The sequence below is a fragment of the Pseudomonadota bacterium genome (assembly GCA_018823285.1).
Lineage (GTDB): Bacteria > Desulfobacterota > Desulfobulbia > Desulfobulbales > JAGXFP01 > JAHJIQ01.
Genome location: JAHJIQ010000058.1, coordinates 52,525 through 62,824, shown reverse-complemented (window position 1 = coordinate 62,824; position 10,300 = coordinate 52,525). Strand labels below are relative to the sequence as shown.

At 55.5% G+C, this 10,300-nt stretch carries 10 protein-coding genes; 5 read left to right on the top strand and 5 right to left on the bottom strand.

The genetic code is table 11. The annotated features are described in order from the left end of the window. Both KKG35_13650 and pepN read left to right on the top strand, forming a co-directional pair. Positions 1 to 382: LysM peptidoglycan-binding domain-containing protein (locus tag KKG35_13650; protein ID MBU1739172.1), on the top strand; the 382-nt coding region annotated here is incomplete at its 5' end. Next, the gene (pepN, locus tag KKG35_13645) at positions 369 to 3,020 is read left to right on the top strand and encodes an aminopeptidase N (protein ID MBU1739171.1); all 2,652 of its coding nucleotides are present in this window, start codon (positions 369 to 371) and stop codon (positions 3,018 to 3,020) included. The genes KKG35_13650 and pepN, both read left to right, overlap by 14 nt. Before the next feature lie 117 nt (positions 3,021 to 3,137). Here pepN and KKG35_13640 read toward each other — a convergent pair whose 3' ends face one another. The 5 genes from KKG35_13640 to KKG35_13620 all read right to left on the bottom strand — a co-directional run bounded on the left by KKG35_13640 (position 3,138) and on the right by KKG35_13620 (position 6,900). Then, positions 3,138 to 3,965 carry a YdcF family protein gene (locus tag KKG35_13640; GenBank protein ID MBU1739170.1) on the bottom strand — a complete coding sequence of 276 codons (828 nt, stop codon included), beginning with the start codon at positions 3,963 to 3,965 and terminating at the stop codon, positions 3,138 to 3,140. Positions 3,966 to 4,100: 135 nt separating this feature from the next. Continuing rightward, positions 4,101 to 4,967 carry a pirin family protein gene (locus KKG35_13635; GenBank protein MBU1739169.1) on the bottom strand — a complete coding sequence of 289 codons (867 nt, stop codon included), beginning with the start codon at positions 4,965 to 4,967 and terminating at the stop codon, positions 4,101 to 4,103. Between the two features lie 55 nt (positions 4,968 to 5,022). Continuing rightward, the gene (locus KKG35_13630) at positions 5,023 to 5,493 is read right to left on the bottom strand and encodes a hypothetical protein (protein MBU1739168.1); all 471 of its coding nucleotides are present in this window, start codon (positions 5,491 to 5,493) and stop codon (positions 5,023 to 5,025) included. A gap of 152 nt (positions 5,494 to 5,645) precedes the next feature. Further along, positions 5,646 to 5,888, bottom strand: a complete 243-nt coding sequence (locus KKG35_13625) for a hypothetical protein (protein MBU1739167.1) — start codon at positions 5,886 to 5,888, stop codon at positions 5,646 to 5,648. Positions 5,889 to 5,919: 31 nt separating this feature from the next. Next, complete coding sequence (locus KKG35_13620; protein MBU1739166.1) at positions 5,920 to 6,900, bottom strand: lysophospholipid acyltransferase family protein; 981 nt, start codon at positions 6,898 to 6,900, stop codon at positions 5,920 to 5,922. 341 nt (positions 6,901 to 7,241) lie between these two features. Here KKG35_13620 and KKG35_13615 point away from each other — a divergent pair, with 341 nt between their 5' ends. Genes KKG35_13615 through KKG35_13605 form a run of 3 tightly spaced genes read left to right on the top strand, consistent with a single transcriptional unit; the run spans position 7,242 to position 10,299 of the window. Beyond that, on the top strand, positions 7,242 to 7,688 hold the full coding sequence (locus KKG35_13615; protein ID MBU1739165.1) for a hypothetical protein: 447 nt from the start codon (positions 7,242 to 7,244) through the stop codon (positions 7,686 to 7,688). Beyond that, complete coding sequence (locus tag KKG35_13610) at positions 7,688 to 8,965, top strand: radical SAM protein (protein MBU1739164.1); 1,278 nt, start codon at positions 7,688 to 7,690, stop codon at positions 8,963 to 8,965. The genes KKG35_13615 and KKG35_13610 overlap by 1 nt, the downstream gene beginning before the upstream one ends. After that, entirely contained in the window at positions 8,965 to 10,299 is a 1,335-nt protein-coding gene (locus KKG35_13605; protein ID MBU1739163.1) for a cobalamin-dependent protein, read from the top strand. Before KKG35_13610 ends, KKG35_13605 begins: the two co-directional genes overlap by 1 nt. Position 10,300 lies beyond the last annotated feature (1 nt).

The following is a 10,300-nucleotide window of genomic DNA, read 5'->3' as shown; positions in this document are numbered from 1 at the left end:
TCCCACCTGGAGGATCCGGAAGGAAAACCGTCTCCGCTACGGCAAGGCGATCATGGTCGGGCAGGAGATCAGGATCCCGTTGCGCAAAGGCGGGCAGGGCCTGTTCGAGGAGAAACGCTACGAATACCACAAGGAGCTGGTTGAAGATTTTTTTGCCGCCTATCGGGTTGACCGGGTCACAAAGTACAAGGTCAAGTCCGGTGACAATATCTGGACTCTGTGCCGCAATGAATTCGATCTGCCTTTCTGGCTGGTCAAGCAGTACAATCAATCACTCAAGCCAAACGGGCTCAAGCCTTCGCAGGAACTGCTGATTCCGGTAGTCAGCCGAAGGCAGACCGATGTCGCCGCCTTCGCGGGGAAAGGCAATGTCGGTTCCTGAACATCAGCCGGTTTATCTGGCAGACTATAGAAAACCACCATTCCTGATCAGCAAAGTTGAGCTGGTTTTTGAGCTGGGCGATGCATGCACCCTGGTCCGGTCGCGGCTCCATGTTTCGCGAAATCCTGCTGCTGCCGGCCCGGACATCCCGGACCTCCAGCTGAATGGTCGGGAAATCATCCCGGTGGATCTTGCCATAAACGGCACGCTGCTCGGGGAGGATGAATATCTGGTCGCCGATGAGAAGCTGACTATTTATTCACCCCCGGCCGAGTTTGTCCTGGAACAGCAGAATCGGGTGTATCCCGAGAAAAATACCGCTCTGGAAGGGCTCTACCGATCCGGAACGAAGCTTTGCACCCAGTGTGAGGCGGAGGGTTTCCGCCGGATCACCTGGTATCTTGACCGGCCCGATGTGCTCGCCACCTTCACGGTGACCCTGATCGGGGATCCGGCGAGATATCCGGTGATGCTCGCCAACGGCAATCTCGTGGAAAAGGGAGAGATGCCCGATGGCCGGCACTTTGCCGTCTGGCACGATCCTTACCCGAAACCGAGCTATCTGTTTGCCCTGGTGGCGGGCGATCTGGTGCTGATCGAAGATCATTTCACCACCATGTCCGGCCGGAAAGTGGCGCTGCAGTTTTACGTTGAGGCGCACAACCGGGAGCGCTGCGGCCATGCCCTGGCCTCGCTGCAGAAGGCCTTTGCCTGGGACGAGAAGACCTTCGGACTCGAATATGATCTGGACCAGTATATGGTCGTGGCGGCCGATGATTTCAATATGGGGGCTATGGAGAACAAGGGGCTCAACGTCTTCAACTCCAAATATGTCCTGGCGAGTCCGGAGCTGGCAACGGACGCCGATTATGAAGCGATCGAGGCGGTGATCGCCCACGAGTATTTCCATAACTGGACCGGCAACCGGGTGACCTGCCGCGACTGGTTTCAGCTGAGCCTCAAGGAGGGTCTGACCGTCTTCCGCGACCAGGAGTTTTCCGCCGACATGACTTCCCGGCCGGTCAAGAGAATCACCGACGTCCAGATGCTCCGCAGCCGCCAGTTCCCTGAAGACAACGGGCCGATGGCGCACGCGGTTAGGACCGGATCGTACATTGAGATCAACAATTTCTACACCCTGACCGTCTATGAAAAGGGGGCGGAGCTGGTCCGGATGGTCCACACCCTGGTGGGGGCGGAAAACTTCCGCAAAGGGCTCAATCTCTACCTTGCGCGGCACGACGGCAGTGCTGCCACGGTGGAAGATTTTGTCGCGGCGATGGCTGAAGCGGGTGGCCGTGAGCTCGGACATTTCATGCGCTGGTACGACCAGGGAGGAACGCCCCGGCTTGATATCAGCGGCGAATATGATCCGGAGGGGCAAACATTTACCCTGAACGTTCACCAGAGCTGCCCGCCCACTCCAGGCCAACCCCACAAAGACCCGTTGCATATTCCGCTCCGGGTCGGTCTGCTCGACCGGCAGGGCAGGGAGATGGAACTGCATCTTGCCGGCGCACCAACAAGCGGGGGAACCTCGCTTCTTCTGGAGATTCACGACCGGCAGGAAAATTTTGTCTTTACCGGAATTTCCGGGAGACCGGTCCCTTCATTGCTGCGGGATTTCAGCGCCCCGGTGATCATGAACTACGACTATGCCGACGGCGATCTGGCGCTTCTCTTTGCTGCCGATCCCGACCCCTTTGCAAAATGGGAAGCCGGGCAGCAGCTTGCGGTCCGGCAGTTGCTGGCAATGATCGATACCCTGCAGGCGGGCCGGGAACCAACAATCCCGGCGCACGTTCTTGATTCGTTCGGGGCCATTCTGGCCGCGTGCAACGAACTTGACCCGCCCTTTCTGGCCCTGCTTCTTGCGCTGCCTTCGGAAGAATATTTGGCCGAACGAATGGAGGTTGTCGATGTGGAGGCGATCCACCAGGCGCGGAAAATCTTTCGGGTAAGCATTGCCCGGAGATTTCGGAGTGAATTCCTGGCAATGTATAAAAAATTCAGATGCACGGAACCTTACCGCTATGATCCGGTGCTGGCGGGGGAACGGCAGCTGAAAAATACCTGCCTCGCTTATTTGTGTGCCCTCGGGGAAGAGTTCGAGGAACTCTGCAGCTCCCAGTATTACCAGTCCGACAATATGACGGATCGCCTTGTCGCTCTTCGCCTCGCGGTCCACGGCGAGTTTGCCGCCGGAGGAGAACTGGTCCGGGATTTTGAACAGAGGTGGGGCAAGGAGCCCCTGGTTATGGACAAATGGCTGGCCATCCAGGCCACCGCCCCGCAACCCGGGACTCTGCAGAAGGTCCGGGGTCTCATGGAACACCCCGCCTTCTCCATGAAAAACCCGAACCGGGTCAGGGCCCTTTTAGGCGCCTTTGCCATGTCCAACCCGCTCTCTTTCAATGCTGCCGATGGCGCAGGGTATGCGTTCATGGCCGAACAGATCATGGCCCTGGACACCCTGAATCCGCAGATTGCGGCAAGGATGGCCGGATCCTTCAGCAGAATGAGAAGGTTCGACCGGCTGAGGCAGGAGCTGATGCAAAATCAGCTCAAGAAGATCAGGGCGTGCGCAGACATCTCAAAGGACCTCTGCGAAGTGGTTGCCAAAATTCTCGACAATTAAGACGATGGCATTGTTTTTTTTTGTCTCTCTGGATTGCCATTGCAAACCAAGCCATGCCGCGCCTATCAACCCTGTTCAAGCAGTCTGAACGGAAGGGAGCATTAGCTCATAAGGGCCTCAAGAATTGCGGGGCGGTTTTTTCGTATCAGGTTTGGCTGTCTGGCCGTGTAGCCTGGCCCCGAAGGTGGCGAGCAGTTCATAGATGGCGCGTTCGGATTTTCCCAGGTTTCCCGCCGAGGGGAAATAGGTGTCCGGGTTTCCGGGTTTCGATTTTCTGACCTGGTGGTCGGTGGGGGCCGGGAAGGGGTCCAGGCCCTGATTTCTGAACATGGCCATCGCCCGGGGCATATGGGAGGCGGAGGTTACCAGCACAAAAAGGCGGTTGCCCACGATCTCCTCTATGAACCGGACCTGATCACTGGTTTGCCGGGATCTTTTTTCAATGATGATTGCCTCTTCTTTTACTCCCAGATCCATGGCGACTGTGGCCATCGATTCGGCCTCGCTCATTTTTTCGTAGAGACTTCCCCCGGAAAGAACCAGCTTGCTGCTCTTGAAATAACGGTGCAATCGGATGCCCTCCACCAGCCGGACCAGGGACGAGCCGGAAAGATGGCTGGTGACCGGAAGATCCGGGTCCGAGTCATGGCCTCCGCCAAGGACCACCACGTATTGTACCGGGTACCGGCCGACTGGTTCTTGATGATTCGGCAGCTGAAAAAAAAGAGGATCGATTTTTGTTTCAAACGGTTTGAGCAACAGATCGGCAAGGAAGCCGGTGCTGAACAGGAGAAGGAGAATAACGCCGACGGTCATCAGCATCCGGCCGATCCATTGTCTCTTAGGCGCGGCGAACCAGAGCAGAAGAAGCCCAGCGGCCAGCAGAATGATCACCATCGGCATTGGGAAGAAAAATCGGGAAATGATTCTTTCGAGTATGAACATGGGGTGGTTGATAGGATATTTCGAGTTGAGATTTGTAATTCCGAATTGCTTTCATCAGTCGAGGGAATCGTCATACCGGGCTTGACCCGGAATGATGAATCGGCAAAGACATTAATCGTTGTCACATTATATTTGTCACATCTTCACTTCATGTTTCACGAAGGTGCCGTTGTGATATTCTTCAAACGCGGTTTGCAGTTCCTCCCGGGTGTTCATCACGATCGGCCCCTGCCAGGCAACCGGTTCGCCGATCGGTTTGCCTGAAATCAGGAGAAACCTGACCGGGTCATGACCGGTATGCACGGAAATGTTGGCGCCGTTTTCGTAGAGAACGAGCGTTCTGTTGTCGAGAAGATCTTTCCGGTCTTCGGAGAAAGAGCCGTTTCCTTCGATCACGTAGGCGAATACCGTGTGGTCTTCCGTGGTCGGATGGGTGAACGTGGTATTTGGCGGAACCGTGATATCGAGATATTGCGGGTCGATCACGATGTCGGTGACCGGCCCTGCGACATTCCCGACCCGCCCGCAGATAATCTTGATTTCTATCCCATTTTCCGTTGCAACCAGCGGAATCTGGGACGCCTTGACGTCGCGGTAGCGGGGAGGCATCATCTTCCGTGCCGCGGGCAGGTTTGCCCAGAGCTGAAAGCCCTCCATCCTGCCTTCGCTGTCGCCTTTCGGCATTTCCTGGTGGATGATGCCATTGCCGGCGGTCATCCACTGGACATCGCCGGAGGTGATATCTCCCTTGTTGCCCATGGAGTCGCCATGTTCCACATCGCCGGTGAGGACATAGGTGATGGTCTCGATACCCCGATGGGGGTGCCAGGGGAATCCTTGCAGATAATGGTCCGGGGTGGCGGAGCGGAAATCGTCAAGGAGCAGGAACGGATCGAAATGGGGCACCTCGCTGAAGCCGAAAGCCCTGTTCAGGTGTACCCCGGCGCCTTCAAGAACAGGTTTGCTTTTGAACACCCGGCGGATTTTTCTCGGTTGGTCCATTGTTCAGTCTCCTTTGCATGTGCACTTTTCAGACCGGAAACGGCGTGCTTGTGAATCAGGGAGAGGTGTCCTTTTCTTCGAAATATTCCGGATAGTGCTTCCTGGTGCATTCCGGGCAGATGCTGTGGCTGAAATCTGCATCTGTGTGATTCCTGATATAGACCTCCACCTGGTTCCAGTATCCCTTGTCATCACGGATTTGTTTGCAGAAAGAGCAGATGGGCAGGATCCCTTTGAGAGCTTTGATCTCATCAAGCGCTCTCCGCAGGTCGCCGATCAGTTCAGCCTGTTCCGTCTCTTTTTTCCGGAGGCGGGAGATCAGTGATGCTGCAACAAGACCAAAGCCTAGAAAACAGAGAATAATGAGAATCCTGATGTACAGCTCATGTTCGGGAACGTCGGAAATCAGAAGGGTGATAAAAGATCCTTCGTAGAAAAAATAGAAATCGAGCAGGGAATCAACCAGCCAGAGAAAGAGCCCGAGCCCGAGGGCCAGTACAACTATTCTCACTTCCTGTTTTTTCATATCCAGACCTAGTCGTTGGTTTACTGCACTTACAGCCTGTCAGTTGCGATGGTTAAGGGCTATCGTTTCACTACAGCACTAAGATTTAAGGTGCGCTGCGGGAATCAGTTAATATTTGCAACCGGGTGGTCGGAATCAATGGTCCGGACAGCTTATTTGTTTTCCAGCGCCTTGTCGATGGATTCAACGCGATCATTGCCAAGGGTTTTGGTTAATTTAGCTTTGTCGATGGGGGTGCGGATTTTTGTAACCGCCTTGTCTGCCGCTTTGGTAGTGATTTCATCAACCTTGCGAGAAGCCTTTTCGCTGACGCTCTCTTCACCTGAACAGGCGGTGAACAGAGTGAGAATCGACAGCATGGACAGAGCGACAAGGAAATTTTTCAACATATTCATTTCTCCTGCAGGTTAAGGGTCTTTGGGCATCCTATTGCCAGAGGCTGCTCTGGACAGGCGCGGCACCAGTCTCTTTTTCAATCGCTTCCGGCTGGGTTTTCCAGCGTTTATGCATCCAGACCCACTGTTCGGGAAAGCGTCTGATAATCCCTTCATAGGCATCAGAACATTGCTGGGTGTAGGATCTGATGTCTTTCTCCTCATTGGCGGTCCGCACCAGATCGAGGGGGGGCTGGCACTCCAGATGATAGGTGAGATCGTCTTTCAGGTACATGAAGATCGGGATGATCGGCAGGTCGAGCTTTCTGGCGAGTACCGCCGGGCCGGTCGGGGTGTGGGTTTGGCGGCCGAAGAAGTTTACGAAAACCCCCTGAGCCTTGGTATCCTGATCGATCAGCATACCGACCGAATGGCCCTTTTTCAGGGTGCGCATGATCTCCCGGGTGCCCTTGCCCCGAGCGATATTGGTATAGCCGGCGTTGTTCCTGGTGTCGACCAGGAAACGGTCGAGTCGTTCGTCGAACAGGGTGGTGCCGACCACGCTCATCGGGTAGCCGTTCTTGACCAGCCATGCGCCGAGGAGTTCCCAGTTACCGAAATGGCAGGTGATCAGGATGAGACCCCGGCCAGTGGCAAAGGCCCGGTCAAGATGCTCGGTGCCGGAAGCGGTGACCAGATCATTCAGTCCGGAGTCAATGAGCCGGGGCAATCTGACCAGATCGCCGATGGCCGTCGCAAAATGGATAAAGACTTTTCTGGCGAGAGTGATGATTTCTTCCCTGCTTTTATCAGGAAAAACCATGCCGAGATGGGCTATGGCACGCTTTCTCGGATTCTTCGACAGGATAAAAGCCAGCCGCCCCAAGGATCGCATGAAAAGGAGAGCTGGTTTGCGGGGCAGGGCGCGGAGCAGTTTTATCAGGACCAGCACCAGCAGGTAGAAGATATCGTCACGGATCTTTTTAATGGGATGTTTTTTTTCCACGATCTCTTTGCAAAAAAAGGTGAACATTGATTTCCAGGCATTTATATAGCGACGAATATAGGCGGTTCATTGCGGAGGTGTCAAGTACGAAGGGAAACCGGGAGTGGATCAATAATTTCCGTCATGTAAATTCCTTGACCCCCGGGGTTTCGGTTGATAATGTTTCGCGATAACCGGTTGGGCACAAGAAGAGCTGTCTGGTGGAACCTCCGGGTGAAACAGGCGCTGTTCTGGACAGGAGCTTGTTTGGCAATGATATCAGATCGGATTTCTGGTTTAAATTGAATAATTTCAGTTATTTATATAGCAACGAGCCTTCTTTCGGAATTGTGGAGATCCTCGGAGAAGTTCCCAGAAGATGGGGAAGGATGGATCATCTGAGTCGGTTGGTAGTTGTTGAAACCGGAAGAGTCTTGAGGGAAGAAGGTCTTGCCGGGGGTCGCGGGGTCAAGGTGAAAGCAGGCCTCATCGGCGGGACCAGATACGGTTCTCTGGAGACCGATCTCCTGTATGCCGAAACGGCCGCTGGTGATCCGCTACTTGCCAGTCCTCTGCTTTTCAGTTATACCCTGCCAAACATTTCTCTCGCGGAAGCGGCAAGTCATTTCGGCCTCACCGGTCCGGTTTATTCAGTCTTTTCCGAAAATCCTCTGTCGGCAGCGGAAGAGGAAGCGCTGCGCTGGCTGGCCGATGATCCGGAGCTTGCCTTCATGGTGGCCGGTGGGTTTGATTTCCGGGCGGGAGAGAAGGATGCCCACGGGCAGGAAGGTCCTGCCGATACGATCGAAGTCAATATCAAGGTGGTGAGAAAATAATGTCACATATTACCATTGTCTATCCCAGATGGCCGAAGATTCCCGAGCAGACCGAATTCCATCTGCCGCCCCATGGGCCGGTATGCCTGGCAGCTGAGGTCCCGGAAGAGTATGAACTGACCTTTATCGATGAAAATGTCGACCGGTTGGACTTCGACAAAGAGACCGATGTGGTTCTCCTGTCGATGATGCTGACCTGCCAGACCCCGCGGGGTATGGAAATCGCTGCGGCATACCGCAGGAAAGGAATCAAGGTGATCGCCGGCGGCATCAGCACCATGCTCCATGCCGATGAGATCGAGCCGCAGGTGGATGCGATCTTCCTTGGTGAGGTCGAGAATGGCCGCCTGGCCAAAGTGCTGAATGACTGGCGGACCGGGCAGCTGAAATCCCGCTACGATTACTTCCGGGACTTTCCGCCGATTGAATCGGTGGGGCCAGCCCGACGTGACATCCTGAACCGGGAACGTTACATCTATCGGGGCGTGCCGATGGTGGATCTGGTTCATGCCTCCCGGGGCTGCCGCTTCAACTGCTTTCCCTGCGCCACCGCCTATCTGGGCGGCAGGCAGTTCAGGCCGCGGCCCATTGCGCAGGTGATCGACGAGATTGCGGCCATCGACAACAATCGTCTCTTTCTGGTCGACAACTCCCTGGCCCAGGACCGGGGCTGGATCATGGAGCTGTTTGAAGCGATGATTCCGCTCAAGAAAAAATGGGTTTGTCACCCGATCCTTGATGAGGATGCGGTGGTGGCTAAGGCCGCTGAAGCGGGTTGCTGGTATGTGTATCAGGCAGTTTTTGATACTTCCGATGTGATCCGTGAGCGGGTGAAACGATTGAAAGACCACGGCATCGGAGTGGAGGCCGCCGTTCTCCTCGGACCCGATAATCAGGATGCCGATTATATCAAGAAGCTGGTCGATTTCCTGCTTGAGATCGATATCGATATGGCCGAATTTTCTCTCCTGACTCCGTTCCCGCACACCCCGGTTACCGATAAATATGAGAAGGAGGGCAGGATTCTCCACCGCGACTGGAGCCGCTACACGACCGCTGAAGTTGTGTATCAGCCGAAGCACATGACTCCGGAGGTCCTTCAGGAGATGTATCATTATGCCTGGGAGAACTTTTACAAGGACATGTCGCAGTCCCTCCGGATGGCCAGACTTTTTCAGAAGGTGGTCAGAAAAGAGATTGACGACAACACCTACCGGTCGCCCCCGAGGCTGACTGCGACCCGCCGTGACTGGGAGCTCGACCGGGGAACCGTCTGATGGGGATCAACTGCCTCTTGATTTCAACCAACCGGGTTGAAGTCCCTTTCCCTGTCTATCCGCTGGGCGTTGCGTATCTGATGGGCGCCCTGCGTGATTCCGGACATCAGGCCAGCCATTATGATCTGCTGGCCCAGGGTGGGTTGGCGGGCATTCCCGCGAGGATCGAAGAGTTCCGGCCCGACCTGATCGGGCTTTCGATCCGCAACCTCGATACCGTTGACAGCACTGCGCCGGACGCATTTATGGACGGTGTGGTGGAGGTGGTCGAGTTCCTCCGGCACCATACTTCGGTGCCGCTGGTTCTCGGCGGGCCGGCTTTTTCCATCATGCCGGAGATTATTATGGACCTCCTCAAGGCCGATTACGGGGTGATCGGCGAGGGGGAAAAGGTCCTGCCGGAGCTCGCGGATATGCTTGCCGCAGGGCAGGTGCCCGCTGAAAAGATCATGCGGGCAAAAACCGGTGACACGCTCTGGCGCCCGGCCCTGTATGATTCTCAAACCGCCGAGCATTACCTGGCCAGAGGCGGGATGCTCAATGTGCAGACCAAGCGCGGTTGTCCTTATCGTTGCAGTTACTGCTCCTATCCCTTGCTTGAGGGCAGGGGCTACCGGTTTCGAGACCCGGACGAGGTTGCCGAGGATGTGATCCGGCTCGGCCGGGATTACGGGGCCGGCTATGTGTTTTTTACCGACTCGGTGTTTAATGATATCCAGGATCATTATCTGCAGGTGTGTGAGTCTTTGATCAGGAGTGGCAACACCACTCCCTGGTGCGGCTATTTCCGGCCCCAGAATCTGACTGCTGAAGGGATGGCGCTGATGAAAAGGGCCGGGCTTGCGGCCATGGAATTTGGTACGGATGCTTCTTGCGACAGGACGCTTTCGGGTATGCAGAAGGGATTCACCTTTTCCGAGGTCGTGCAATGTAATGATCTCGCTGTGGAGCACGGCGTGCCGTGTGCCCATTTTATTATTTTCGGCGGCCCCGATGAAAATCGCGACACCCTGGCCGAAGGGCTGAACAACGTGGAGGCGCTTCGGCAGACGGTGGTTTTCGCCTTTACCGGGATCAGGGTGCTGCCGGGAACGGCAATGTTCCAGCGGGCCATTGATGATGGGGTCATGCAAGAGGGGCAGCCCCTCCTGGAACCGTTTTTCTATTTTTCTCCCCATCTGTCCGAACAGGAACTGGATGCCGCGCTTAAGGGCGCCTGGAAAGGAAGACTGGACCGGATCTATCCATCTTCGGTCATGCAGGAGAGGGTCACCAGGCTTCATAGCAAGGGGCATGTCGGACCCATGTGGGACATGCTGGTAAGGCATCACTGAG